Annotated in this window: 24 protein-coding genes, 1 tRNA gene and 1 pseudogene; 13 read left to right on the forward strand and 13 right to left on the reverse strand. The window is 56.6% G+C overall.

Features of this window, described 5'->3' with window-relative positions; translation table 11 throughout:
* Positions 1 to 101, forward strand: a pseudogene (locus RCH87_RS00005) (recombination protein RecR); the annotation flags it as partial.
* Here the strand turns inward: RCH87_RS00005 and RCH87_RS00010 are convergent.
* From RCH87_RS00010 to leuA, 5 genes are all read right to left on the reverse strand, one after another.
* Positions 98 to 1,030: a siderophore-interacting protein gene (locus tag RCH87_RS00010; protein ID WP_306514704.1), complete on the reverse strand. Its 933-nt coding sequence runs from the start codon at positions 1,028 to 1,030 to the stop codon at positions 98 to 100. The pseudogene RCH87_RS00005 and the gene RCH87_RS00010 overlap by 4 nt on opposite strands.
* A gap of 87 nt (positions 1,031 to 1,117) precedes the next feature.
* Positions 1,118 to 1,936 (reverse strand): type 1 glutamine amidotransferase, encoded by an 819-nt coding sequence (locus RCH87_RS00015; protein ID WP_306514705.1) that lies wholly within the window; start codon positions 1,934 to 1,936, stop codon positions 1,118 to 1,120.
* Positions 1,937 to 1,939: 3 nt separating this feature from the next.
* Positions 1,940 to 3,289 (reverse strand): MurT ligase domain-containing protein, encoded by a 1,350-nt coding sequence (locus RCH87_RS00020; RefSeq protein WP_306514706.1) that lies wholly within the window; start codon positions 3,287 to 3,289, stop codon positions 1,940 to 1,942.
* A gap of 91 nt (positions 3,290 to 3,380) precedes the next feature.
* Entirely contained in the window at positions 3,381 to 4,949 is a 1,569-nt protein-coding gene (locus RCH87_RS00025; RefSeq protein WP_306514707.1) for a DNA polymerase III subunit epsilon, read from the reverse strand.
* Between the two features lie 71 nt (positions 4,950 to 5,020).
* Positions 5,021 to 6,844 carry a 2-isopropylmalate synthase gene (gene leuA / locus RCH87_RS00030; protein ID WP_306514708.1) on the reverse strand — a complete coding sequence of 608 codons (1,824 nt, stop codon included), beginning with the start codon at positions 6,842 to 6,844 and terminating at the stop codon, positions 5,021 to 5,023.
* A gap of 374 nt (positions 6,845 to 7,218) precedes the next feature.
* On the opposite strand from leuA, the gene RCH87_RS00035 reads away from it, so the two are divergent.
* Positions 7,219 to 8,484: an aspartate kinase gene (locus RCH87_RS00035; protein ID WP_306514709.1), complete on the forward strand. Its 1,266-nt coding sequence runs from the start codon at positions 7,219 to 7,221 to the stop codon at positions 8,482 to 8,484.
* Between the two features lie 51 nt (positions 8,485 to 8,535).
* Entirely contained in the window at positions 8,536 to 9,573 is a 1,038-nt protein-coding gene (locus tag RCH87_RS00040; RefSeq protein ID WP_306514710.1) for an aspartate-semialdehyde dehydrogenase, read from the forward strand.
* Positions 9,574 to 9,592: 19 nt separating this feature from the next.
* Here the strand turns inward: RCH87_RS00040 and RCH87_RS00045 are convergent, their stop codons facing one another.
* Complete coding sequence (locus tag RCH87_RS00045) at positions 9,593 to 10,900, reverse strand: hypothetical protein (protein WP_306514711.1); 1,308 nt, start codon at positions 10,898 to 10,900, stop codon at positions 9,593 to 9,595.
* 100 nt (positions 10,901 to 11,000) lie between these two features.
* Positions 11,001 to 11,549, reverse strand: a complete 549-nt coding sequence (locus RCH87_RS00050; protein ID WP_306514712.1) for an RNA polymerase sigma factor — start codon at positions 11,547 to 11,549, stop codon at positions 11,001 to 11,003.
* 153 nt (positions 11,550 to 11,702) lie between these two features.
* On the opposite strand from RCH87_RS00050, the gene RCH87_RS00055 reads away from it, so the two are divergent.
* Both RCH87_RS00055 and RCH87_RS00060 read left to right on the forward strand, forming a co-directional pair.
* The gene (locus RCH87_RS00055; RefSeq protein WP_306514713.1) at positions 11,703 to 13,250 is read left to right on the forward strand and encodes a catalase; all 1,548 of its coding nucleotides are present in this window, start codon (positions 11,703 to 11,705) and stop codon (positions 13,248 to 13,250) included.
* A 209-nt stretch (positions 13,251 to 13,459) separates the two neighbouring features.
* Positions 13,460 to 14,980 carry a hypothetical protein gene (locus RCH87_RS00060; protein WP_306514714.1) on the forward strand — a complete coding sequence of 507 codons (1,521 nt, stop codon included), beginning with the start codon at positions 13,460 to 13,462 and terminating at the stop codon, positions 14,978 to 14,980.
* Between the two features lie 5 nt (positions 14,981 to 14,985).
* Here the strand turns inward: RCH87_RS00060 and RCH87_RS00065 are convergent, their stop codons facing one another.
* Positions 14,986 to 15,276, reverse strand: coding sequence for a peptidase M23 (locus RCH87_RS00065; protein WP_306514715.1), 291 nt, complete (start codon positions 15,274 to 15,276; stop codon positions 14,986 to 14,988).
* A gap of 273 nt (positions 15,277 to 15,549) precedes the next feature.
* Between RCH87_RS00065 and RCH87_RS00070 the strand changes: the two genes are divergently transcribed.
* Entirely contained in the window at positions 15,550 to 16,995 is a 1,446-nt protein-coding gene (locus RCH87_RS00070; protein ID WP_306514716.1) for a hypothetical protein, read from the forward strand.
* Between the two features lie 351 nt (positions 16,996 to 17,346).
* On the opposite strand, the gene RCH87_RS00075 is transcribed toward RCH87_RS00070, so the two are convergent.
* Together RCH87_RS00075 and RCH87_RS00080 are read right to left on the reverse strand one after the other, a co-directional pair.
* Positions 17,347 to 17,420: transfer RNA gene (locus RCH87_RS00075), tRNA-Pro, on the reverse strand.
* Between the two features lie 143 nt (positions 17,421 to 17,563).
* A complete protein-coding gene (locus RCH87_RS00080; protein ID WP_306514717.1) occupies positions 17,564 to 18,493 on the reverse strand; it encodes a metallophosphoesterase in 930 nt (309 codons plus the stop codon).
* 50 nt (positions 18,494 to 18,543) lie between these two features.
* Between RCH87_RS00080 and RCH87_RS00085 the strand changes: the two genes are divergently transcribed.
* On the forward strand, positions 18,544 to 19,053 hold the full coding sequence (locus RCH87_RS00085) for a GatB/YqeY domain-containing protein (RefSeq protein WP_306514718.1): 510 nt from the start codon (positions 18,544 to 18,546) through the stop codon (positions 19,051 to 19,053).
* On the opposite strand, the gene RCH87_RS00090 is transcribed toward RCH87_RS00085, so the two are convergent.
* Positions 19,050 to 21,455: a transglycosylase domain-containing protein gene (locus RCH87_RS00090; RefSeq protein WP_306514719.1), complete on the reverse strand. Its 2,406-nt coding sequence runs from the start codon at positions 21,453 to 21,455 to the stop codon at positions 19,050 to 19,052. The genes RCH87_RS00085 and RCH87_RS00090 overlap by 4 nt on opposite strands.
* Before the next feature lie 152 nt (positions 21,456 to 21,607).
* Between RCH87_RS00090 and RCH87_RS00095 the strand changes: the two genes are divergently transcribed.
* From RCH87_RS00095 to RCH87_RS00110, 4 genes are all read left to right on the forward strand, one after another.
* On the forward strand, positions 21,608 to 21,961 hold the full coding sequence (locus RCH87_RS00095; protein WP_306514720.1) for a WhiB family transcriptional regulator: 354 nt from the start codon (positions 21,608 to 21,610) through the stop codon (positions 21,959 to 21,961).
* Positions 21,962 to 22,034: 73 nt separating this feature from the next.
* On the forward strand, positions 22,035 to 22,190 hold the full coding sequence (locus tag RCH87_RS00100) for a DUF4177 domain-containing protein (RefSeq protein WP_306514721.1): 156 nt from the start codon (positions 22,035 to 22,037) through the stop codon (positions 22,188 to 22,190).
* Positions 22,191 to 22,225: 35 nt separating this feature from the next.
* The gene (locus RCH87_RS00105; RefSeq protein WP_306514769.1) at positions 22,226 to 22,717 is read left to right on the forward strand and encodes a RidA family protein; all 492 of its coding nucleotides are present in this window, start codon (positions 22,226 to 22,228) and stop codon (positions 22,715 to 22,717) included.
* A 178-nt stretch (positions 22,718 to 22,895) separates the two neighbouring features.
* Complete coding sequence (locus RCH87_RS00110; RefSeq protein ID WP_306514722.1) at positions 22,896 to 23,720, forward strand: MBL fold metallo-hydrolase; 825 nt, start codon at positions 22,896 to 22,898, stop codon at positions 23,718 to 23,720.
* Between the two features lie 264 nt (positions 23,721 to 23,984).
* Here the strand turns inward: RCH87_RS00110 and glxR are convergent, their stop codons facing one another.
* Positions 23,985 to 24,668: a CRP-like cAMP-activated global transcriptional regulator GlxR gene (glxR, locus tag RCH87_RS00115; protein WP_306514723.1), complete on the reverse strand. Its 684-nt coding sequence runs from the start codon at positions 24,666 to 24,668 to the stop codon at positions 23,985 to 23,987.
* A gap of 107 nt (positions 24,669 to 24,775) precedes the next feature.
* Positions 24,776 to 24,898, reverse strand: coding sequence for a hypothetical protein (locus tag RCH87_RS00120; RefSeq protein WP_306514724.1), 123 nt, complete (start codon positions 24,896 to 24,898; stop codon positions 24,776 to 24,778).
* A gap of 135 nt (positions 24,899 to 25,033) precedes the next feature.
* Here RCH87_RS00120 and RCH87_RS00125 point away from each other — a divergent pair, with 135 nt between their 5' ends.
* On the forward strand, positions 25,034 to 25,690 hold the full coding sequence (locus RCH87_RS00125) for a TlpA disulfide reductase family protein (RefSeq protein WP_306514725.1): 657 nt from the start codon (positions 25,034 to 25,036) through the stop codon (positions 25,688 to 25,690).
* A partial coding sequence (locus RCH87_RS00130; protein ID WP_306514726.1) for a CoA pyrophosphatase occupies positions 25,690 to 26,420 on the forward strand: 731 nt, incomplete at its 3' end. The genes RCH87_RS00125 and RCH87_RS00130, both read left to right, overlap by 1 nt.

The following is a 26,420-nucleotide window of genomic DNA, read 5'->3' on the forward strand; positions in this document are numbered from 1 at the left end:
TCTCCCGGCTGGCCTCCGGAATGCCACTGGGCGGCGATTTGGAATTCGTCGACGAGCTCACACTATCCCGAGCGCTATCCGGCAGGCTGCTAGTGCGCTAAGGCCGTGGCTTGCCGGCGATCCAGTAGACGCACCACTGGATCGCGCCTGAATCCAGGCCATAAACATCAATGCCCAGTTGCCGGGCCTGTTTTGCCATCGCGGCTTCACCGCTAGCCCACACGTATTCCGGCCGGAAACCGGGGTCGTGCAGGGCTAGTTTTTCTATGTGCTCGCGCAGCAATTCTTGGTGCTGGGCATAAGGCCCCTTGACGACGTCTAATCCGCCCACTTTGCCCTGCCAACGCGCAAGAGCCGGGCTTTCAATATCGGCGTCGGTTTCGGCCAAGGCCACTACCCGTGAAGTCTGCAAGGTATCCGGGTGGAAGCGTTCGCAGTAATCTAAAATCGACCACACCGATGGCAGCGCCGAGGGATCGGCGACGAACAACTGATGTGGGCTGGGGTGAAACCACAGGCCGCGTGCTGTATAGATCGCGCATTCTGCACCGGGTTCGACATTAAGTGCCCAATTTAGCCCAGGTGCTGGGAAAGCATGGCCGTTTTCATCCACTCCCGTCGGTGTGGAAGCGTCGACTGTTACGCCCGTGCGTTTGCCATGCGTGGCGACGTCGAAGGTCGCGACGGCACGTTCTTGGTCCAGCGAGCGGAAAGTATACCAGCGTAGTTCTGGGCGCCACGCGGCATCGCAGGCAGCGATGGTGGCGCGTAAATTTGCACGATCACCGTCGACAAGCCTGGCCTCGAGCCCATCCAAGCTTTCTGAGGCGGTGGGCATGACTAACCCGAAGAATTCATCCGGCCCGCTGAGCTGCATATCTGCAAATTCGGGGGCGGTGAGGTGGACGCGCAAAAGCTCGTCGGCCAGTGCTTCTACGCTGAGCACCCGGCAGCGCAGGAATTCGTGGCGCGCATCGCCAGGTGGGTCGGCTAATACGGTATCGAGAAAAACGGAGTGCTCAGCAGACATGGAAAATAGTTTAGGCTACGCAAAATTAAATGCAAGCTGACTGATACTGGAGTTGATTGACGCTAAAAGCTAGCCGCCACCAAACTATTAACGCAGGCGTTCAGTACGTAATTGCTCGATGGCAGGGATCTCGAGCGGGGACAGTTCTTGCGGGGAAATGCCCATGGCCAAGGCCAAAATCAAGTCCGCGAGCTGTGGGTTGCGAGCGAGCGCAGGGCCATGCATGTAGGTGGCGATCACCGATCCCTGCACCGCGCCTTCTGCTCGGGTTTGTGCATCTACATCTGCATCGTCGAGGTTGCCCGCAGCCGCGCCGCGACGGGCCGCGTCTGCATTGCAATTGCCGATACCGGTGGTCACTGCTCCCAAAGGACTAGCATCGGGGCCGAGCAGGCTAGCACCCATATGATTTTCGAAGCCCGTCAACGGGGCAGTGAGCGAGTGGGTGACACCAGCTTGGGTGGGCTGTGAGGCGACTTCACCGATCGCGCGCTTATCCAAAGTGATCGTGCGGGCATCAACCAGGCCCAGCCCGTCGACTTCTTTGCCGGAAGCCCGGAACCGCTCGCCGACCAGCTGGAAACCAGCGCAAATCGCGAAAATTGGGGAGCCCGCGCGAGCTGCGGCGTGCAGGCCGCCGTCGGCAAGCAAATGCTCCACTGCCAGAATCTGTGCGCTATCTTCACCACCACCCAAGGTGTAGACATCCAGCTGCTGGGGCACCGGCTCGCCGAGCTTAATCGGGTGGATGCGCGCGGAAATACCACGCATCCGGGCGCGTTGGCGCAGAACCAACGCGTTACCATCATCGCCGTAGGTGCCCAGTACATCAGGCAGGACGAGGCCAATATTGAGCTCGGCGTTGCTGCCGTCGTGTGCCGTATTCGCTGCTGTGTTAGCTGCCATCTGCTAGGCCTCCTTGGAATTTGCTGTTGCCTCACCGCGCTCCAGAGCCTTTTTCAGGTCACGGAAGGCGGTGTAGTTCGCCAAAACCTCTATGCGTCCCGGTGGGCAAGCATCAATGGCTTTGAGCGGATCTTTGATTAGCTCGTGGCTGATATCGGCATAAACTAAGCGCACCGCCAGATCCGTACCGCGTTCGCCCGCGGCTTTAACAGATTGCTCACCGAAATCTTCGAAGGTGACATCCCAGAGCCAAGAAAGATCCTCGCCGTCGGCAACTTGTCCGTTCACCGCGATGACCAAGCCGGCGGCGTCGCGATCGACCATGGAAAGGGCTTCTTGCCAGCCAGCCGGGTTTTTCGCGAGCAGCAGACGGATTTCATGCTCGCCGCGAGTGATCGTCGAATAGCGTCCGGCAACATCATCGACTTGCTCGGTGGCGGTGACCGCCTCGCTGAAACCAACCCCGAAGGCTTCCACGGCAGCGGCGATGGCTTGGGTAGCGTTGCCTCGATTCGCACGGCCGGGCAGAGCAAGATTCAGCGGGTGCGCAGTGTCGGATTCGGCCTTGACGGATTCAGCCTCAGTGCCCACTGCGGAATTCCGTGTGATCCCTGCATCCGTAATCGTCCAATCCGGGCGGGGGCGCTGGAAAATCGAGCCGTCGGCAAGCGTCTTCGTTGCATACCAATGCTCGCCATCGCGCACAATCGGCCCGCCGGTGCGAGGGCAGGCGGTTGACTCGCCGAGCCAACCGCCACCGGCAGCTACCCAGACGACGTTGGCGGCATCATAAGCAACCGAAGTGATCAGCACGTCATCGCAGTTGGCGATGACCATCATCTCCGGGTGGGCTTCGATCGCCGAGCGGAGGGTGCGCTCAATCTTGTTGATCTCACCGACGCGATCCAACTGGTCGCGTGAGAGATTCAGCAGCACCAAAGCCTGCGGGTTAATTTTGTCCGCGACCTGTGGCACGTGCAGCTCGTCGACTTCCAAAGCCAACACTTCTGCGCCGCGGCCAGCCAGCAAAGCGGAGATGATGCCGGCATCCATGTTGTCGCCGCCTTCATTTGTGGCGACGGAATATTCACTGCGCAGGGCACCGGCGAGCATGCGCGTTGTGGTGGACTTGCCGTTGGTGCCCGTGACCAGCACCGCAGGGCGTCCGTCGGCAAGATTGTGCATGACGTTCGGGTCAATTTTATCGGCGAGCAAACCACCGATCATGCCGCCCGCGCCACGGCCGGTTGCGCGGGATGCCACCGTCGCCAAGCGAGCCACGGAGGTCGCCACGTGGGTGCGGGCGCGCGAGATTATGGACGCAGAAGACTTACTCGCAGAAGACTTACTCATAGCCACCTAGGATAGTAAAAGAAGCGGATGCTAGTGGGATGTGCCGATTAGCCGGAGTTGGCCGACTACTTAGCCGGAGTTGGCCGAACTATTAGTCCGCGGCCGCCGATTTGCTGGAGCCGGAGGCGCCTGCTTGCGCACCAGGCTGTGAGTGAGGTTTGCGCGTGCGGCTGCGACGGCGCTTATTCCGGCGGGATTTGCCAGCTGGTTTGCCAGTAGATTTTGCGCCGCCGGTTTGAGAATCTGCAGAGTTTGCCCCAGGTTTTGTTCTAGGTTTTGCCTCAGATTTCTGCTTAACAGGCTTAGCAGGCTTAGAAGGCTTAGCAGCTGAAGTTTTCGCAGTTGCCGATTTTCCTGGCGAGGATTTAGCAGCCGCAGATTTACTGCCAGCTTTTTGTCCACCGGACTTAACCGCGCCAGAACTAGCAAGCGCGCGTGGGTGCGTGGACTGTTCGACGGGCGCATCGGGGTCTGGGTGCGGTTTCACGCGGGTCAGGGCATCCAAAAAGGCGGTGTCTCCCAACAACGGAATGCCTTTTCGTACCGCGTGCATCGCCTTGCCACGCAGATCCGTGGTCTGATTGCACACCACAACCGAGACCCCACGATGCAAGTGCTCGCGATAGACCAGACCAGCGTTGGTCAATGCCTCGATGATGCTCTCTGGCGGGTAGCCAATTTCATCGGCAACGACAACTTCCATGCCTTCGACCAACGAACGCCCAGGCTCGTATTTTCCAGGGTTGGCGAGTGTGAGCTTGGCTTCGGCAGCTTCGACGCGCACGTGCGGACGCTGCAAACCGAAGCGATCTGCCCGCAACTCATCTGGGGCATAGGCTGCAACGAGATCGTAATCGTTGCTCGAAATTTTCGCTGCAGCATCCTGTTGCAGCAGGAAAATCTCCCACAACAAATGCGTGATTTCACGCGAAGTTTCTTCCTGGCTACGGCTAGCCCGAACCACTGAAGCCACCGGGCTAATCGCGGATAATCCCATCGCGCGGGCAACACCAGCGGCACGAATATCATGAAAATTAATTTCTTGCCGACGCGCGGTGGCCAGCGTGTCGACGATGCGCGCAGGTTGCGGCACGTGCCCAACCCGCTGGCGTTTCCGGTTGCCTTTGCGGGATCGCTTCCGGTTTGCGCGTGCGGCTGCACTCATCGCCTGCTTCGCCTCTGAGACAAGAAAACCCCAGGTGAGAGGCAAATCATGGACGATGAGTGTGCGGTCGTCGATAAGCCTGTCGAGAGGTTTTAAGATCTTGCTAAAGCGCTGTCCGTTGTTGACCTCTTCGCGAGAAAGCCCGTGATAATGGCGTGGGCCTGGATCTTCGCCTGAATTGAGTACAGCGTGGAAGCTTTCGCCGGTATCACCCGCCTCATTGAACGTGACAGCATCGACAGCAACCAGCCGGGCCGTAGAAGGGTGAATCCCGGAAGATTGCACGGTTAAAGCCAGATAGGGAAAATCCGCGACGGCTTCGCGCCGGGCTAGTTCTTTCGGGTGTAGCCCGCCAGAAGGATTGCTGGATTTATCACCGTTATTTCCACCGGTGTTCGTAGCATGAGTGGTGCGTCCGTCGCGGCCAGTGCGGCTGTTGCTATCGCTATCAGCGCGAGTGACATCGCGGTCGTCGTTGTGGGTATGCGCGGTCATTATTACAGCAGTCTAGTTCACCGGTTTACACACAGCAGAAACCGGTGAAGCTGGGCATTGCGGTTTTCTTTCTAGACGCTTGCGTGTGCCCGGTTGGCGGCAGAGACCAGTGCTTTCAGTGATGCATAGGTCGTTGATCCTGCGATGCCGACACCCCAGACGCTGGAACCATTGATGGTCGCCAAGATATAGCAAGCAGCTTCGGCATCTTCACCAGCGCTCCGAGCATGCTGCGAATATTCCAGCACCTCGATGTCCAGGCCGAGTTTGCCCAGTGCGTCGGCATAGGCAGCGATTGGGCCGTTGCCTGTGCCTTCGATGCTGCGCTCCTCGTCGTTGTGAACAACTTGTGCAGTTACCGCGGCGTTTTGCTCTTCGGTTTCTGCGTTTTTCACGCTGACGGAAATCTGCTCGAGCGGTGCGGTGTTATCCAAGTACTCGTTGGCGAAGATATCCCACATCGTCTTGGAATCGATTTCTCCGCCCTCGGCATCGGTCACAGTCTGTACGACGCGGGAGAAATCAACCTGCATGGCGCGCGGCATGGCGATGCCGTGGTCAGTTTTCATGATGTAGGCGACGCCACCCTTGCCGGACTGCGAATTCACGCGGATTACGGCTTCGTAATCGCGGCCGATGTCCTTCGGGTCGATCGGCAGATAGGGAACTTCCCAGGTGGTCTCGCGTAGCTCTTCCCAGGCAACGTCGGAGCTGCTGGCCTGGGGGTGTACGTTGGCAGCCATCGCATCCAACCCCTTGTTGATGGCGTCTTGGTGGGAACCGGAAAACGCGGTAAAGACCAGGTCGCCACCGTAGGGGGAGCGCTCGTGTACGCGCAGCTGGTTGCAGTATTCGACGGTGCGCCGGATCTGCGCGATATCGGAGAAATCGATCTGTGGGTCCACGCCCTGGGTCAGCATGTTCAGGCCCAAGGTCACCAGGTCGACGTTGCCGGTGCGCTCACCGTTGCCGAACAAGCACCCTTCGATGCGGTCGGCTCCGGCCAGGTATCCCAGTTCTGCAGCTGCGACACCTTCGCCGCGGTCGTTGTGGGGGTGCAGCGAGATGATCAGCGACTCACGGTTGTTCAGATTGCGGTGCATCCACTCGATGGAGTCGGCGTAGACATTCGGGGTGGTCATTTCGACTGTCGACGGCAGGTTGATGATCAGCGGGTTTTCTGGCGTCGGCGCCATGACCTCTGACACGGCATCGCAGACCTCTTTGGCGAAATCCAGCTCGGTGCCGGTGAAAGATTCTGGGGAGTATTCCCAGCGCCAATTGGTATCTGGGTAATCCTTGGCGATCGATTTGATCAGCTGTGCGGCGTCGGTAGCCAACGCTTTGATCGCCGGGCGATCTTTGCGGAAGACGACGCGGCGCTGCAACTTCGACGTGGAGTTATAAAAGTGCACGATGACGTTCTTCGCGCCCTCGCAGGCCTCGAAAGTTCGGCGGATCAGGTGCTCGCGAGCCTGCACCAACACCTGGATGGTGACGTCGTCAGGAATCAAATCCTGCTCGATGATCTCGCGGACGAAGTCGAAATCAGTTTGGGACGCAGATGGGAAACCCACTTCGATTTCTTTGTAACCCATGTTCACCAGCAGCTCGAACATGCGGCGTTTGCGTTCTGGGCTCATTGGATCAATCAAAGCCTGGTTGCCATCGCGCAGGTCTACCGCGCACCATTGCGGGGCGACGGTGATCTTTTTGTCCGGCCATGTGCGGTCCGGCAGTTGGATGTCTTCGACCTCTTGGGCAAAAGACAGATAGCGGTCGACCGGCATGGATGAGCCTTTTTGTTTATTCCAGGCTGGTTGGTTTTCATTACGCGGGCCGTTGGGCTTGCTTACCTGGCGAGGTGCGGAAATAAAAGCGTCGTTGGGAGACATAACGATTCCTTCGGGGTTTTGCGGTTTCGGGTGCAACGTTCACAGATTGTGCAAGAGTGTGCACTGTTTGGTCGGCTTGGTCGGCTGTGAGTGCGTGCCCGGGGAGGTGCAGCTTTCGCAATGCGAGTAACCGCGACGGGGCGCCGACCAAACTGTCGTTATTGGCTCTGAAACCCGCCGCGGCTGCTAAGGAGAAGAAAGCATGCCTCGGAAAACATGTGTTCCAGGATACACAGATTAGGTCTTGGTGTGAAAGTTGGCCTGCATTTAAGTCTGTGGTGAGCGAGACATATTATGGTATAGATAAGCATTAACCTGCGTTTTTGATCCGCAAGAACAGCAGTAACGAACGATCAGAAAGGGCAGCTGGCCTTATGGCATTAGTCGTGCAGAAATACGGGGGATCGTCCCTAGAAAGCGCGGAGAGGATCCGAGCAGTAGCAGACCGTATTGTTGCCACGAAGAAGGCTGGCAACGACGTCGTTGTGGTGTGCTCTGCGATGGGCGATACCACCGACGAGCTGCTGGATCTTGCAGCGTCGGTGAACCCAGTCCCACCGCAACGTGAATTGGATATGCTGCTGACTGCGGGTGAGCGCATCTCGAATGCACTGGTGGCGATGGCCGTGGATTCCTTGGGCGCGAAAGCGCAGTCATTCACTGGCTCCCAGGCGGGCGTGCTCACCACCGAGAAGCACGGAAACGCGCGGATTACAAACGTCACCCCAGAGCGGCTGCAGGAATCGCTGGATGACGGCAAGATCTGCATCGTTGCTGGTTTCCAGGGCGTCAACAAAGACACTCGCGATGTCACGACCCTGGGCCGGGGCGGTTCCGATACCACCGCCGTCGCCTTAGCTGCGGCGCTGAACGCGGACGTCTGTGAAATCTATTCGGATGTCGACGGCGTTTATACTGCCGACCCGCGCATCGTGCCGAATGCCCGCAAGCTCGAGCAGCTGTCTTTCGAAGAAATGCTGGAAATGGCTGCGGTTGGTTCCAAGATTTTGGTCTTGCGCAGCGTCGAATATGCCCGTGCCCACAACGTCGCCCTGCGCGTACGTTCGTCTTATAGTAACGATCCCGGCACGCTGGTGTCCGGTTCAATGGAGGATATCCCAATGGAAGATGCAGTACTGACTGGCGTTGCCACCGATAAATCCGAAGCCAAGGTGACCGTGCTGGGTATTCCCGATAAGCCGGGCGAGGCAGCAAAGCTGTTCCGTGCGATCGCCGATGCCGAGATCAACATCGACATGGTGCTGCAGAACATCTCCACCATCGAAGACGGCATCACCGATATCACCTTCACCTGCCCGCGCGAAGATGGCCCTCGCGCTGTGGAGATCTTGTCGAAGCTGAGCCGCGAAGGCAACTGGTCGAAGGTGCTTTACGACGACCAAGTGGGCAAGGTTTCGCTGGTTGGTGCTGGCATGAAATCGCACCCTGGTGTGACGGCAGATTTCACCGAAGCGTTGCGTGATGCTGGTGTGAACATGGAACTGATTTCTACGTCCGAGATCCGCATTTCGGTGTTGCTCCGCGAATCTGACTTGGAAGTCGCCACCCGCGCGCTGCACGACCGCTTCGAGCTCGGCGGCGACGAAGATGTCACCGTCTATGCTGGAACTGGACGCTAAACGCCGTAATTAATCCGCAACACTTCATCGCTCTGGGAGGAGACCACAATTATGACCACTCTCGCCGTCGTCGGTGCTACCGGCCAAGTTGGCCAAGTGATGCGCCAGATTCTGGAGGAGCGCGAGTTCCCCGCAGACAAGGTGCGTTTTTTCGCTTCTGCGCGTTCGGCTGGCACTGATCTGGACTATCGCGGCGAGCGGATCACCGTGGAAGATCTGTCGAAGGTGACCGTCGAGTCCGTCTCCGACGTGGATATCGCCCTGTTTTCGGCTGGCGGCGCAACCTCGAAGCAGTGGTCGCCGGTGTTCGCTGAAGCTGGCGCGATCGTGGTGGACAACTCCTCGGCCTTCCGTAAAGACCCCGAGGTGCCGTTGGTCGTTTCCGAGGTTAACCCGGAGGCGGTAAAAGACGTGCCGAAAGGCATTATCGCGAACCCAAACTGCACCACCATGGCCGCGATGCCGGTGATCAAGGCGCTGCACGACGTCGCTGAGTTGCGACGGCTTAATGTCTCTTCCTACCAGGCGGTTTCTGGTTCTGGTCTGGCTGGCGTGCAAGCCTTGGCTGCGCAGATTTATGAGGCCGGGGAGCATTCTGTCGATCTGACTTACGACGGCACCAAGCTCGATGGCTTGGATACCGCGCCGTATGTCGCCCCGATTGCGTATAACGCGTTGCCGTTGGCAGGAAACCTTGTCGACGACGGCTCCTTGGAAACCGACGAAGAGCAGAAATTGCGCAATGAGTCGCGTCGCATCCTCGGTCTGCCGGAGTTGCGTGTGTCCGGAACCTGCGTGCGCGTGCCTGTGTTCAGCGGCCACACGATGACGATCCACGCGGAATTTTCCCGGGATATTACCCCAGACCAGGCGGTAGAAACCCTGGAGCAAGCCCCAGGTGTCAAGGTTGTCGATGTGCCAACCCCGTTGGCCGCCACTGGTATTGACGACTGCCTGGTTGGCCGTATTCGCCAGGACCAATCGCTGGAAGGCAACAACGGCCTGGTGCTCGTGGTCTCTGGCGATAACCTGCGCAAAGGCGCGGCCCTCAACACTATCCAAATCGCGGAACTGTTGCTAGAGCGCTAAGCGAATAAACAACGCGCCGTTATTCCGGCTTGGTGTGTTCTACGTAGACAACTCCACCAGCTGGTGCGGTGCGGTCGTAGTCGACGTCGGGATCGTTTTCTAGCTCGTCGTCGATTTCGTCTTTGATGCTTTGCAGGAATTCCTCGGAGCCCATGTTGGATTGGGCAGCCAGGGTGGTCAGCTCGCGGTCGTGCTTTTTGCTGAAGCGCACGCGCGGATCAACCTTGCGGGCCATCAGCTCGCGTCCGCGACGGCGACGTTGACCTTCAGTGCGCATGGTGCGGAAATTGCGCACCCAAGCCCAGATCAGCACGACGATCAACAGCATGCCGATGTATCCCAGAACCGGGTAGACGTAGCTGACCAGCTGGCGGAAGCCAACGAAAGACAGCACGAAACCGATCAAACACGCAGCGACGTAGACGCGGAAGAACTTTTCTGGTGAGTTGCGTGTCAGGCGCTTAGCCAGTGCGTAGAACATACCGATGGCGGTGTTAAAGACCATGCCGTAAAGAACCACGGTCATGATGTGGCCCAGCACTGGGTGCAGGCTGATCATCAGCGCCAGCATCGGCATGTCAGCGTCTTTGGTGGTCTCGACGGTGAAGTACATGCTCATCACGAGCAGCAGCAACAGGGATAGGAAAACCGCGCCACCGATGGCGCCACCGATGCCGGCTTCGCGGGTGTCCATGAAGCTACCGCCGATAACGATCGCCATGGAGACGGCGACGATCACCTGGAAGGCGATATTGTTGATTGCGGAAACCCACCAGTTTGGCAGCGTCGTTTGCACTTCGGTCGAGGCTTGGGCGATGTTGTCCCAGTTCGGATCCACGGTGATGACGGTGTAGATCGCGGTACCCAGCACCATGATGATCAAGAACGGAGTGATCACGCCGATGACCGCGGTGGTCTTTTCGACGTTGAGCAAACCGACCAGGATGGTCATTACCAGCATGACGGAGGCGCCGATCCACGTCGGCCAGCCCCACGCTTCTTGCAGGTTAGAACCACCACCGGCGAACATGACGAAGCCAATGGAAAACAGCGTGGCGATGGTGCCCCAGTCGAGGATTTTCGCGATGATTGGGCTGTTGGTGATGCGATCGATCACTGCGGTGTGCTCGCGGGCTTGGTAATAACTACCCAGCTGCAAAATGGCGATACCACAAATAATCATGACGACGGAGCCAAGCAGCGCTCCGACGATTCCCCAATTGCCGAACGCCACGAAATAAGTCATGGCTTCTTGTCCGGAGGCAAAACCTGCACCGGCGAGGGTTCCGACGAACGCCATCGAAATGGCCAACGATCGTTTGAGCATGAAGAAAACAACTCCGAATCTGTGATCACGCTGTGAAAGCGCGTCCGAAAACTAAAAACGAAATAAAGAAACGTTGAACGGAATATAACAGTTTCTGAGTTTAATTGTCGTATTCTGCGAGAATATCTTTTCGCGCCCGCGCGACACGGGAGCGAATCGTGCCCACCCGTACCCCCGCGATAGCGGCGGCTTCCTCATAGGAATAGCCCAAAACCTGTGTTAAAACGAGCGCTTCTCGACGTTCATCGGGTAGCGAGGCGATCATTGCGCGCGTATCAATCCATTCACTCCAGACTGCGGAGTCTTCGTGGGCGGGGTTGAGGTCTTCTAATTCGGAATGAGATTTTCGCGGGCGGGCGCGCTCGTGGCGAATATTGTCGATCCAGACCCTACGTGCGAGTGACAGTAACCAGGTGCGCGCGGTGGAGCGCCCGGCAAAACGGGGGAGTGCGCTCATGACGCGCACGTAGGTGTCTTGTGTGAGATCGTCTGCGGGCTCGGGGCCAGCCAGGTGGGCAAGAAAGCGCCAGACGTCGTCATGAGTTTCTTTAATGAACGCGGTCAAAGCTGCGCGATCACCACGGCCAGCTTGCAAAGCTAGCTGCGTGGTGCGGGCGTCTCGGCTCGCAGGGGTGGGTTGCGCGTTCACTCCGATGACGTTACCAGCGCTGTTTGAGTTTGCTGTGGACCGTTTTCTGGTGCCCTAGTGGCTTTGCGCACTCGCATGTATGCAAGTAGACTATCAATAGACCTCGACCCCATAAGAGCGTCTAATCAATCGCTAACAGGAGTGAGCATTTCCATGACTAAGAACATTGATGACAAGCTGGATCTTGGCCAGCGGGAGGACGCCCCAGGCACTACCACTCGTCAGGGTGGTCAGCCAATTGCCTCGGAAAACATTTCCATCACCGCTGGACCACAAGGTCCTAACGTTTTGAACGACCTGCAGCTGATTGAGAAGCTGCAGTCCTTCAACCGTGAGCGCGTTCCAGAGCGCAACCCACACGCTAAGGGTCACGGTGCTTTCGGTGAATTCCATGTCACCGAGGACGTTTCCAAGTACACCAAGGCGGACTTGTTCCAGCCGAACAAGGTCACCCCGATGGGTATCCGTTTCTCCACCGTTGCTGGTGAGCAGGGCTCGCCTGACACCTGGCGTGACGTGCACGGATTCGCTTTGCGTTTCTGGACCCAGGAAGGCAACTTCGACATCGTCGGTAACAACACCCCGACGTTCTTCCTGCGCGACGGCATCAAGTTCCCTGATTTCATTCACTCTCAGAAGCGCACCGGCGCGTCCGGCCTGCGTGATGCTGATATGCAGTGGGATTTCTGGACTCGTACTCCAGAATCAGCACACCAGGTGACCTACTTGATGGGTGACCGCGGTACGCCAAAGACCTCCCGTCACCAGGACGGCTTCGGCTCCCACACCTTCCAGTGGGTAAACGCAGAAGGTGAGGCCTTCTGGGTGAAGTACCACTTCAAGACCCAGCAGGGTTGGGAGTGCTTCACTGATGAAGAAGCAGCTGAGATGGCTGGTCAGAATGCCGACTACCACCGTGAAGACCTCTTTAACGCGATCGAGAACGGCGACTACCCACGTTGGGACGTCTACGTGCAGATCATGCCGTTCGAAGACGCTGAGAACTACAAGTTCAACCCATTCGACTTGACCAAGGTCTGGTACACCGAGGACTACCCATTGCAGAAGGTTGGGTACTTCGAGCTGAACCGTAACCCACGCAACAACTTTGCGCAGATCGAGCAGATCGCCCTGGACCCATCCAACATCGTTCCAGGTACCGGCCTCTCCCCGGACCGCATGCTGCAGGCTCGTGCGTTCGCATACGCTGACCAGCACCGCTACCGCATCGGCACTAACTACCGCCACCTGCCGATCAACCAGCCAATCAACCCTGTGAACACCTACAATCACGAGGGTTCGATGCAGTACAACTTCAACGGGCCGGATCAGCCGGTCTACAGCCCGAACCGTTTCGACAAGGGTGCTGGTTTCTTGGATGACGGTGAAACCTCCTCGTCCAACCACACCAGCTACGGCCAAGCTTCCGACTACTACGTCAACCCTGACCCACACGGCACCGACCTGGTTCGTGCGGCATACGTCAAGCACGAGCAGGACGATGACTTCACGCAGGCACGTAAGCTGTACGAAGAAGTCATGAATGACGAAGAGAAAGATCGTCTGTCGCACAACATTACGAACGCGATGGCTGGCGTTTCTGAGGGCGTCGAGCAGCGTGTCTACGAGTACTGGGACAACGTTCACGAAGACTTGGGCGCAGCAGTGCGCAAGAAGTTCGCTGAGAAGTACAAGAACTAAGTTTTCTTGTCGCTAGCGGCGGAGTGCGTATCCGTTAGCTTGTCCGTTAGCTAGCTTCTCGCGCAGGGGTCACATCGATCAATCGGTGTGGCCCCTTTTTCGTGTGTTCGCAGGCATGTCCGTCGATAGGGCTGTGATCATTGTTGTTTATGTGACTCGCCGAGCTTGTTGCCGCACCACGTGGGCCTGAGCAATTAATGTGCCAGGGTATGAACGATTCTTCGTCCGCAATTAACTCTGTCGCCACCTCGCAACAAGCTGCCGTGGGTGGTGCAGGGCAATCACGGCTAGGTGCGGGGGGCGCATCAGGCGGCCGGATGCGCGGCTTGGTGATGTTGCTGTGCGTTCTGTTGCCACTGGCGGTTGGTGCGGTGATCGCGGCTGTAGCGTCGTTGAGTCCGTCTGATAGTTGGTCTTCGGCAGATGAACCGACTGGGGCTCCGGTTGTACAAAGCCCGGGCGTCGACCGCAGCGAGTTGATCGACGCTCGTCGTGCTGCTGGTCAGGCTTCGTCGCAGGCTGGCATTTTGCAAAATGCGATCGACGAGGTCATCGCCGGCCTCGAAGGGGTAGACGGCGAAACTGAAGAATTGGTTGGCGCCATCGGGGAGGCCGCCGCTGGTGCAGACCGTTTGCGCCAAGGCATGGTCGAGCTACAGGCCGGCACCGGAAATATGGGTAGCGGGGCCAGTGAGCTTGCCGACGGCGTTGGCCAGGCGGTTGATCAGGTTGTTGGTTTCGGCGTGGTGCAAGGGCAGTTGTTGGAAGCGACTGATAATGCCATCAATGAGCTGCGTGATGTCAATGAGCCGGAAGCTAAACAGGCGATCGAGACGTTGGAAGGCGTGCGTCGTCAGATCGAGAACTTCAATTTTCAGACTGAAATCGCCAATGACTTATTGGCGATGAAGAAGGGATCGCGTGACTTAGCGAACCAGCTTAATGTTCCTGGCTATGGCTTCCACGACGGCGTGTATCAGTTGACCAATGGGGCGAAGGAGCTTTCTGCTGGATTGCAGGAGCTGCGTACTCGCGTCGAAGAGGCTACCGCGGGGCTGGATGAGTTTGACGGTGGTGCGGATCGCCTAGAGATGATGGCGAAGAGCAATAAACAAAAAACGGATGCGGTCAGCCGCGCGATCCCGGCTGGGCCGACTGGTGATGCCGAAGGCGAAGTGCAGCAGGTACAGGGCGTGTTGCCGCCGGTTGTTGCCATGCTGGTGGCAGCGCTGGTGATGTTGGCTGGCGTAGTCATGGCTGTGATGAGCTATTTCTACGCGGCGGCATGGTTGGTACAGCTTGCCGGTGGTGTGCTGGCGGCAGCTAGCGGCGCGGTGCTCGTCGGTCTGCTTGGCGACGGTCTGGGGGCTGCAACCGTTGCCATCGCTGCGGGGGTTTCCGCGTTGAGTGCATGGGTTGCTGCTGGCGTGACCTGGGCGCTGATGCGCATTGCCGGTATGCGAGCAGGCCTGGTGATTGCCGCTATCGCCGGTATTGCCCAAGTCGGGGTTGTAGGTTGGGTCTGGCAGGCTGCTGCGAGCTCCGAGGTTGCAGCAGCGTGGTCGGCAGTGGCGGGCTTGCTGCCGCTGCATTGGTCGACTACCGCACTGAGTACTGTCGCCAATGATGGTGAAAGTTTAGGGCTGTGGTTAGCTCTGGTGGTGCTTGCAGTCAGCGCGGTGATTGGTGTGATTGTGGCGCCGTTGTTGTCTCGCCGTCGTACGAGCTAGTTTCGTTATAACGAGATTTCGTCGGGCTCACCATAGAACTCTTCCGGAATGGAGAGTGGGGTGGGCCCTTCTTCTTTAAACTGTGCCAGCCGCGGTTTCCATTCTTTTGGCAAAGATCCAAGTTGTTCTAGCTCGTTGGTTTTCCGGTTAACCATGATCGGGCCTTTTCCAGGCTCTGGTTTGGCAGGGGCGAATAGCCACCAAGTTTCGGTTTCTGCAGCTCCGGAGAGTTTTCCACGGCGCTGGTATACCCAACGTGCGGCTTCATAAAAGGTGATCTGTTCGGAAGATTCCATGGGGATAGTTTAGTGCTCGATAGTGATCTTTGCGACATAGCACTTATTGGACGAATCTGGGTTTCGTTGTGAGCAGGCGCGATTGTATGCGCTCAGATTAATGTGCAATTTTTTCATCGATGTAGTGAAAATCATTGCAGAAAAGATTGTGTACTGAATCGATTCAGGTTTAGATTTATAGCTAACTATTTTGGACTACCAAAATAGTGTTTCGTGCACCTACATACGTGGGAGTGCACTTGGCTTTTTGAAGAGAAACTCGGAGACCATACCGTGGCTAAAAAGAAATCAGTTGGCGTAACTGCCTGCGCAGTTTTCGCCCTGAGCTTGGGCCTGTTGAGCCCAATCAATACTGCCCATGCGCAGGAAGCTGCAGAGCCAACTGCTACTTCTCAAACCCAGCTTTGCCCAATCGTGGATTTTGCCGTGTCGTCGTCGGCATTTTCTTGGACGATTTCGCCGGAGCATGCAGATAAATTCAACAACACTGACCGTGCCGTGCAACGTGATGAAAAAGGCCAGCCAGTAAGCGTTGGATTCCGCGGACAGGATGAAGGCACGTTGGTAAAGGTCGATGCGGATAATCGTATTGCAGATGCAATCGTTACCGGCAAGGGAGACATTACGATCGGCACCGATACCGTTAGTTCTCCAATTGTAACCGTCAAGCCGGACAAAAAAGTTTCTGTCAACGCGGTTTATAACGGAGTCTCACAAACTCTTGCCACGGGGACTTTGACTAATGAGCAAGCCGTAAATCATGATGTGCTCGGCAGCCATACTGTTTTGTTCCGTGGCGAAATTACTGACTTGACCTTCAGGTCTGTCATTTCAGCCGATGTGCAAGCCGCGCTGTCTGGAACGCTGACTGTATATGGTGAAGTTGCGCCAGTGCGTAAGGAAAACTGCACCGAGGAAGAAAAGAAGGGCGTACAAGGACCGCGTGGTCCGATCGGACCACAAGGTGATCGCGGTCCAGCAGGTCCAGCAGGCCCTCCGGGTGAGCGTGGACCACAAGGCCCAGCAGGTGGCCCGGCCGGTCCAGCGGGTCCAGCGGGTGAAAAAGGACCACAAGGCGAGCCAGGACCGGCAGGTCCTAAAGGCGAGCAGGGTCCAGCAGGAGAGAAAGGCCCCCAGGGTCCAGCAGGGCCTAAAGGTGAGCAGGGTCCAGCAGGAGAGAAAGGACCCCAGGGTCCAGCAGGCAAGCCGGGCGAGCGTGGACCAAAGGGCGAACAGGGGGAACAAGGTAAGCCAGGTGCAGATCTAAAGATCTCCAAGCAATATGACGATGCTCAAGGCAATCGCGTCGTTGAGCTCACCAATGGCCAGAAGATTGTCATTCCGAAGGGCAAAGATGGCGCCCCAGGTAAAGATGGCGCTGCTGGTAAAGACGGTGCACAAGGTGAGAAAGGTCAGGACGGCAAAAATGCCGCACCACTGACCATCGTCGGGCAGGAGATCAAAGACGGTAAAGTCATCGTGAAATTCTCTGATGGCAGCACCGTCGAAATCCCATTGCCGAAAGACGGCAAAGACGGTAAGGACGGCAAGCCAGGACCACAAGGTGAGCCAGCGCCGCATTCGTCGTCAAGCTTTGGTGGCATCATCGCTTCGTTCCTGAAGTCACTGGTTAACTTGTCTACCGGCATTCCATTAATCGGCGGAATTATCGGCAAACTTCTGCAATTTTTCGAGTCTCTGACCGGCATGAAGTTCTAGCAAGCAAACTGCCCTGCTGGGAAGCCCTTAAGCGCCGCATTTTACCTTTCGAGGTGGAGTGCGGCGTTTTTATGAGCTAAAAGGGCGTTTACCGGGGTTAAACGAAGCCCGAGCCGGAAATAGTCGGGGGTAATCATGTCTATTGTGTCTTTTTTACAAATAGTGGACGAAAAAGGCCGGTTTCAGGGGGCTTATTTGCAAAAAAGACACAATATTCTGGTCGACGCCCCGACCAGACACACTTTTTGTCGCACAACCCGCACACCCACAACCCGCATATCCCGCTCGTGGACTTGGGGAGGTGTGAATAGCAAAAGGCCGGAAAGCAAAAGCTTCCCGGCCTTGTATTTGTCGGGGCGACAGGATTTGAACCTGCGACCCTCTGCTCCCAAAGCAGATGCGCTACCAAGCTGCGCTACGCCCCGCCATCGCGATGAAGTATTAATTTCTGCGACTTGGATATCTTATTATAGCGCTATACAAAAGTGCAAATCGTTGTTCTGTTGAATGTAAAACTGCAGCGTATAGCGCTAAAATCGGGGCAGAAAGCAGCGCTAAACTATGAGCATCACTCGTCTTTTTCTGTAATGCGCAACAGTGTCGCCGAAGGCCTACAGAACAACCGCACCGGTGCATACTTCGAAGTGCCTAAACCATTCGACACGTGCATCGCCATGCCGTCGAAATCATGCAGCCCCTGCACACGTTCACGATCAATTCCGCAGTTCGTCACCAAAGCCTTCGAGCCTGGCAAACATACCTGGCCACCGTGCGTGTGCCCCGACAGTGACAGCTGATAACCATCGGCGGCGAACCGTTGCAACACGCGCGGTTCCGGGGAGTGGAGTAGCGCCAATGCAAGATCCGCATCTGGATTGGGTGGCCCCGCGATCTCGTCGTAGTCATCGAAATCATGATGCGGATCATCCACGCCGGCGACCGCCAAGCGCACATTCCCCACACGAAACTCGAGGCGCTTCTGGTTTGCATCCTGCCAGCCGCGCTCGATGAACGCTGCTCGCATGTCCCGCCAGGGCAAATCCACATACGATGGCGTCCGCTTCTTCCCTGTTAAATACTGAAACGGGTTGACCGGTTGTGGGGCCCAATAGTCGTTCGTGCCCCATACGAATAGTCCCGGCGTATTCAGCAGCGGTTCCAATGCGCGCAATACGTGTGGTACTGCGTGCAGATCGGATAGATTGTCACCGGTATTAACCACCAAATCAGGCTGCAAACGAGCCAAGTCCTGCACCCAGGCAATCTTCTTGTCCTGGCCTGGGATCATGTGCAAATCAGAAACGTGCAGCAAACGAAATTCCGTCTGCCCGTGCGAGCTACGTTTTTTGCTCAGCGTTCCCTTAGGCAACAGCGGCAAGGTGTATTCCTTGAGTTCGAAGCGGTTGAGCTCTGAAACCGCCCACGCTAGCGTGCCGAGTCCTGCACCCAGGCCAGCCACGGTAGTAGAGGCAAGTGCTGTCTTCCACGAAATATTCACTCGCCCGAGTTTAGCCAGGCTGGTTTGAACTGGCGAGTATCTTGGGATGTATGAGTGACAACAATGCAAAAGCTGCTGCGAACAACACCGAAGGATCGCTGAAAGAACGAATCCGCCGGGATCTGACCACCGCAATGAAAGCGAAAGACAAGCCCACCACGTCCGCGCTTCGGATGCTGCTGGCTGCCATCCAGGCTGAAGAGACCTCCACTGGAACGCGAAGCGAACTGACTGACGAGCAAACCCTGAAAGTAATCGCGCGTGAGATTAAAAAGCGTCGCGAGTCTGCCGAGATCTACCGTGATAACGGCCGTGATGAGCTTGCCGAGGCCGAAGAATCCGAGGCTGGCGTTTTTGAAAACTACCAACCACAGCAATTGAATGACGACGAACTGGGTGAGCTTGTCGACGGCGTCATCAGTGAAATTTCCGCCGACGCTGGTGAACAGCTGAGCATGAAGCACATGGGGCAGGTTATGAAGTCTGCCAACGCAAAAGCCTCCGGACGCGCAGATGGTAAGCGCATCTCGGAGGCTGTGAAAGCTCGGCTGGCCGGTTAGAAATTAAACAGGTTGCGTAGCTCTTCAGTTGCGTTTTGAATCTCTTGCTCGAGATTAAACTCAATCGGCGGTGGGGGCTGCTGTCCACGTGATGCGGTGCCGCCGCTGCGCCCGGAATTGGTTGAATCCCCTGGCGAAGGGCTCGGGCGCGTGGAACCATCAGAAATCTGCAAAACCACGACGCTGTTGGCGGGTCCTTCGAAGACTGCATTGACCACACGGCCTACGGATGTTCCATTTCCAGCGACCCGTTCAGTACGCACTTCTAAGCCGGCCTCGGCCAAGCGCTGTCGTGCATCTGCTTCACGCAGTCCACGCACTTCGTTGAGCTTGGCGGCGTCAAGGCCTTGGTCAAAAACCGGATCGTATTCGCCGATACCGCCGTTGATGGCACGGGGTAGGTTATTCGCCATGTTGTAGAACGAACGCGCCGGCTCGGTGCCGCCGAACAGGTTACCGTTGGAGCATTGGCGAACCGGGCTTGTACACAGCGACATCGTGGTGGTGCTGTCGTTGAAAACATACGGTGCGGCAGCGATTCCGGAATTGAACGCCAAGAAGGCTGCAGAGAAGTTTTCGTTAGTCGTGCCGGTTTTTGCTGCCATGGTGCCGGGGAAGCCTTCAGCATTGCGGGCATTCGCTGCAGTACCGGATTTGCCATCTTCTGTCATCGCTTGCGACAAGGCGTCGGCAGCGTTGTGGTCCATGACGTTTTCACACGGGGTGCGCTCCAGGTATACCTCTTGGCCGTTGCGGTCATAGATGGCATCAATTGGATTCGGTTCACACCAGGTGCCGCCCGAAGCCAATGAAGCACCGACGTTGGATAGCTCTAGTGCGTTGACCGGGGTGGAGCCCAGCACATAAGAGCCCAAGTTGGCATCTTTTTGGAACTGCGCGATAGAGCGTTCACCGTCGTGAGTGCCTTCGTCCGCGTAGCTACGCAATCCCAGTGCGACAGAAAGATCCACCACGGCTGGCACGCCAACACGTTCCATGAGCTGAACGAATGGGGTGTTTGGCGAATGCGCCAGCGCGTCGCGAAGCGACATGGATCCGGCGAATTCACCAAAGTTTTCCACGCAATAGCGGTTAGGAGGGCAATTTGGTGCGCCACCGTGCCCTAATCCTTCGGCTTCGTAGCGAGGAGGAACAGACACTTGCTGCTCAATACCCATGCCATCTTCGATTGCAGCGGCAGCAGCGAAAACTTTAAAAACAGACCCAGCGCCGTGGCCTACCAACGAGTAAGGCTGCGGCAGGATGGTCTCACCAGCTTCCTGGTCCAGCCCATAATTGCGCGAAGAGGTCATCGCCAGGATCCGACGGGAATCCGGGCTCGGCTCAATGACGTTGAGAACCTCTGCTACACCAGCGGCGTGCGGATCAGTATAACTGGATACTGCACGCCGAGCCTCGTATTGCACTGCTGGTTCGAGTGTGGTGTGGATATCGTATTTACCGGCCATGAGCTCTTCTGTGGTGATGCCGCGTTCTGCTAGGTATTGCAGTGCGAAATCGCAGAAGAAACCCGCATCACCAGCTGCGATGCAACCGTTGGCAAGTGTGGCAGGAGATTCCAGAACACCGAGAGGTTCGGCAGTGAAACCATCTGCGGCTTCTTGGTCCAGATAACCGTGATCGACCATCGCTTGCAGCACCGTATTACGACGATCGGTGGCACCATCCGGGTTGGTATATGGGTTGAGGTACTCAGAAGACTGCACCATTCCAGCCAACATTGCAGACTGCGGAACTGACAGCTCAGCTGCAGAGATGCCGAAATAAGTACGCGCGGCAGCCTCGATGCCATAGGCATGGTTGCCAAATGGCACCAAGTTCAAATAGCCGGCAAGGATATCTTCTTTGCTTAGACGATCATCCAAATCGGCGGCGACGCGAATCTCGCGCAATTTACGAGTAACTGTCTGCTCAATCGCTGCCCGACGCTCTTCGTCAGTTTCGGCGTCGACAAGCAAAGCCCAGTTTTTGGCGTATTGCTGGTGAATCGTCGATGCACCTTGTTGCACCCCGCCGGCAGCGATATTTGCTGCCAATGCACGCAGATAGCCGTGGAAATCGACGCCTTCGTGCTCGTAGAAACGGTTATCCTCGATAGCAACGATGGCATCTTTCATGGCCTGCGAGATTTCCTCAGGCGGAACCTCATGGCGACGTTGGCTGAAAAAATTCGCCAACACGTTGCCCTCACTGTCATACATTGTGGACACGCCAGGGGCGCCGCCCTCCTGAATATCGGTGAGGTCAGATTCCATCGCCTGTTCGGCGCGCGCTGCAGTCGCACCACTGATACCGACAACTGGCGCGATCGCTGCGGCGATTACCGCAGACACACCGAGCGTTGCCAGCAAAATGGTGATCATCGATTTGGAATAAGACACGATAGATACTTTACGCAGTAAAGGTGTGTGAGAAAACTACTCACTCCCCCTATAAGTGTGACGCATTCGACAAGTAAGGTGCTGGGGCCTAAACTATCCGGAACATCTCAGCGGAAGCCACGCCCTCGCTGTCGACAATGAGGAGACATTTCATGTCCGCCACACCCGGCAATTACCAGCACAATTCAGCCTATCGCGGTGCTTACAGCCGGAAAGCTACAAAAATTTCTGCGGCAACGGTCGAGCGCGGTGAATGGGTAGCGCAAGCGAAATGTCGCAACGGGGATCCGGATGCCCTATTCGTGCGTGGGGCAGAACAACGTAAAGCTGCGATGATCTGCCAGCACTGCCCAGTCGTCATCGAATGCTGTGCAGATGCTCTAGATAATGAGGTTGAGTTCGGTGTCTGGGGCGGACTGACTGAACGTCAACGGCGTGCCATCCTGCGGAAACACCCGCATGTCACCGATTGGGCAAGTTATTTGTCCAACGGTGGCGAAATTTAGCGGATCCCATTCTTTAGCCTCTAGTCGCGCTTGTCTCTAGTCGCGCTGTAGGTGAAACTGTAGAATTAAGGACATGAAAAAATGGGAATACGCAACCGCACCTGTCCTTGTTCACGCTACGCAGCAGATCCTTAACAGCTGGGGTGAAGACGGCTGGGAGCTCGTCACCATCATTCCTGGGCCGAACCCAGAAAACCTCGTCGCCTACTTCAAGCGCGAACTGGCCTAGTAATGGCCGAGAACAACGCTCAAAACGCTGCCGCCATGAACGCTGGATCGAACACTGCATCCGTGGATGTTAAAGACCGTTTGCAAGAGCTCGGCATCGAATTGCCGGGTGTAGCCAAGCCATTGGCTGCTTATGTGCCAGCGAAGCGCGTGGGCAATCAAGTATGGACATCCGGCCAGCTTCCGCTTGTCGACGGCGAACTTGCCGCCACAGGTTTGGTGGGCAGTGATGTTTCCGCTGACGAGGCATATTCGCTAGCGCGCATCTGTGCTCTCAACGCATTGGCTGCTGTGGATGCCGAAGTAGGTCTGGACAACGTCGCCAGTATTTCTAAGCTGGTTGGGTTTGTTGCCAGCGCGCCGGGCTTTTACGAGCAGCCATCCGTCGTCAATGGCGCTTCCGAGTTGGTTGGCGAAATCTTCGGCGAAGCGGGCGTACATGTTCGTTCTGCCGTCGGTGTGGCAGTGCTGCCGAAGAATGCACCGGTGGAAGTAGAAATGGTCGTCGAATTGCGAGCAACCTCGTAGCTTCGTCGGTTAGCAACCTCGTAGCTGCGTCGGTTATCTGCGTGGTGGACTCACGTGGCGGGCTCACACGGCGGACTTACAACGTTCGCATGTGAGACCAGTCTCGTGTGCGCTATTCAGCGTGGATTTACCGCGCAGGTTATCCGAGCAAATGGGAAATTCTAGTACGGTAGAAGACATGAAGCATCCTGCTTATAGTCAGCTTCGCCCCGTAACTCCGTCGGTGGGAGTCGTGCTTTGCGCCAATCCCAGCTACGCGGCTTTGGAGGGTACGAACACCTGGATCATCCGGGCGGGCGAAGACGACCGAGCAATAGTCGTTGATCCTGGCCCAGAAGATGAAGGCCACCTCAATGTTGTTCGTGGAAAAGCGAACCAAGTTGGGCTTACTTTATTGACGCACCGGCATTACGATCATGCCGATAGCGCGGAACGATTCCGGCAGTTGACCGATGCGCCAGTACGCGCTTTTGACCCAGGCTATTGTGTCGGTGGCGAAGCATTGCAGGACGGCGAAATCATCTCTATTCCAGGGGTGACCCCGCAAGTCGAAGTTGTGCATACCCCAGGGCACACCTCAGATTGCGTGTGTTTTTTTGTGTGGTCATCGACGCCTCACGAATCACAACTCGAAGGCATCATCACCGGCGATACGATTGCCGGGCGTCACACGACCATGATTTCTGAAACCGACGGTGACCTTGGGCAATACCTAGACACACTGCACATGTTGCAGAAACGCGGCCAAGGGGTACCACTGCTTCCCGGGCACGGCCCCGACCAGGAAAACGTTGCCGAATGGGCAGAAAAATATCTGGAGCGACGCCAGTACCGTCTCGACCAAATCCGTGAACTGAGAGCTCAGCACGGCGACGGCGTTGACTTGAAAACACTGATTGATGCGATGTATCAAGACGTCGACCCAGTGCTGCGTCATGCTGCTGAGCAGTCAACGCGGGTGGCGTTGCGCTACTTGGATGGGAAAAGTCGCGCTGCTCAGTAAAAACTAAGATCGAAAGAATTATTGGGTCACGCTGTGTCGTGGAGCTCTGTTGCAATATTAAAGCCTCGCTGAGTGTCTAAGCTCAGCGAGGCTTTCGTTTATTTTCTCGGTTCGAGAATGCGCGTATAGGCCGCTAGTCTCTAGCGTGCTCCTATAGTGTGCGCCGCTGCGTCAAAGTGCCTGCCTGTAGAAGCGCAGGGTGTCGACGCGCCAGGGTGCCGCTGAGGGTGCCGCTGCGCCAGGGTGCTGACGCGGCTAAAGCGCTTAACGAGCGCGGCGTGCCAAGTGCTCGGTGTCGACGATGAGCACCGACTTGCCCTCCAGGCGGATCCACCCACGATGAGCAAAGGTTGCTAATGCTTTGTTCACGGTTTCACGGGAAGCGCCAACTAACTGGGCGATTTCTTCCTGGGTGAGGTCGTGGTTGACGCGCAACGCACCGCCTTCTTGAACTCCGAAGCGATTCGCCAACTGCAGCAAGGTCTTAGCGACGCGTCCCGGAACGTCGGTAAAGATCAGGTCAGCCAAGGAAGCATTGGTACGACGCAGACGACGTGCCAGCACGCGCAGCAGCTGCTGTGCAATCAATGGGTGATCAGATACCCATTTCTGCAGCATCTCCGAGTTCATGGTGGCAGCGCGTACTTCAGTCACACAGACAGCAGAGGAAGTGCGAGGACCTGGATCGAAGATGGACAGCTCACCGAACATGTCGGATGGGCCCATGACGGTCAAAAGGTTTTCACGGCCGTCGGGGGCATGGCGGGCAAGCTTAATTTTTCCGGAGGTGATGATGTAGAGGCGATCGCCTGGTTCACCCTCCTCAAAAATGGTGGTACCGCGTGGGTATTTCACCGTTTCCATCTGCTCGATGAGGTTGTCGACTGCTTCCGGATCTACGCCCTGGAAAATTCCGGCACGCGAAAGGATATCGTGTACTTCTTCCACTTCAAACTCCTTGGACTAGGCTCGTTTAGCTCTGATTGCTGATGTTATATACCCCACTTTAATGGGCATGCTGTTCTAATGGGTATAAATCAGAAAACTGATTGTATTTAGCCTTCTTGGCTGGCGCCAGGATTTTCTGCAGCGCTAGCTAAAACACTCGCTTCTAGCCTTTCCATCCCCATGGCAAAAATTGCCAGGGCGATGGGAACGATGACAGTAAGAGCAATCATGGCACCATCATAATAGACGAATGATGCTGTTAATTTGATCGGTCATCATTGTAATTATCTAAGTTTTAGCTGGGAATTCTGACCAGCAAACTGAAATCGCTTGCGTGTGCTGGGGCTGTATTAATCTAGGTGATAATGAATAAGCAGATCGCCCTGATTAGTGTTATCACCTTGGTGCTTACCGCAATAGTGGGAGTGGGTGCCTATGTGATGTTGCAAAATTCCCCTGGTAATACAGCTAAGAGCACCGGAAATGCTGAGCATGCTGATACGTCGAGCGCGGGCTCGCAAACAGTGCCTGTCGACGATGATGCCGATGCAGGACTAGATTTAGCTGGCATTTCTCGACCTGCATGTCCGAGTTCGACGGTGCCCGGTGCCGGGGTTGAACTACCGTGCCTCTCGGAGCAGCAAGCCGTCGACAAGCACGATGGGCCCAACAATCACGCCGACGATACTGCGGTGACCGTGGTCAACATGTGGGCGTGGTGGTGCCAACCGTGTCGTGAAGAGATCCCTTACTTGGAGCAAGTACAGCAACAACACCCGGAATGGACGATCGTCGGCGTGCACGCGGATCAAAACGCAAAAAATGGCGCGGGTATGTTGGAAGAAATGGGTGCGGATTTCGTTAGCTACCAAGATTCACACAACAAGTTCGCTACGGAGCTTGCGCTGCCGGGAGTAATCCCGATAACGATTGTTTATGTTGGTGACCAGCAAAAGAAAGTGTTTGCGCAGCCATTCCGTTCGGCCCAAGAGATTATCGACAGCATAGAAGGTGTTTTGTAATGGTCGCACAGAGCGACAGACCCGGGCAGAACATCGCTGTGCAACCCGAGCGTGCCCCGGAATGGCTACAGAAACTAACGCAGCTGCACGACGATCGGCTGCAGCGATTTTTGCCCAATCGGCGCCCCAAAGAATTTAAGCTGCCAGAACCGGCCACGAAGAAACACGCGGCAGTGCTAGTGCTATTCGGTGGTGCAGCATCGCCAAATCAAGCTGGACATGCGCCCGATGATGCCACGGTGCTGCTGACCCACCGACACCCGGGTATGCGCAGTCATTCTGGGCAGATTGCATTTCCGGGCGGCCGAATTGATGACAGCGACGTTTCGCCGGTCGATGCAGCGCTGCGGGAAGCATGGGAAGAAACCGGGCTCAACAGGTGCAACGTCACCCCGTTGAAACAATTCCACGAGCTGGCGATTCCCGTGACCGGCAACCAGGTCTATCCGGTGCTGGGCTACTGGGACAAACCATCCGCTGTGAAGGTGACCAGCCCTGATGAAGCAGATGACGTATTCACCGTGCCGGTAGCAGAATTATTGGCACCAGAAAATCGTTTTGCCATCCGGCATGGTTCCTGGGTGGGGCCGGCATTCAACGTTCACGATTACCTCGTCTGGGGCTTTACCGCCGGGGTGCTCAACGCGATTTTCCAACTATCGGACTGGGAACGCGACTGGGATAACTCCAATCCCATCGAATTGCGTACTGCCTTAGAAATGTCCCGTAA

Source organism: Corynebacterium sp. (assembly GCF_030826625.1).
Lineage (GTDB): Bacteria > Actinomycetota > Actinomycetes > Mycobacteriales > Mycobacteriaceae > Corynebacterium.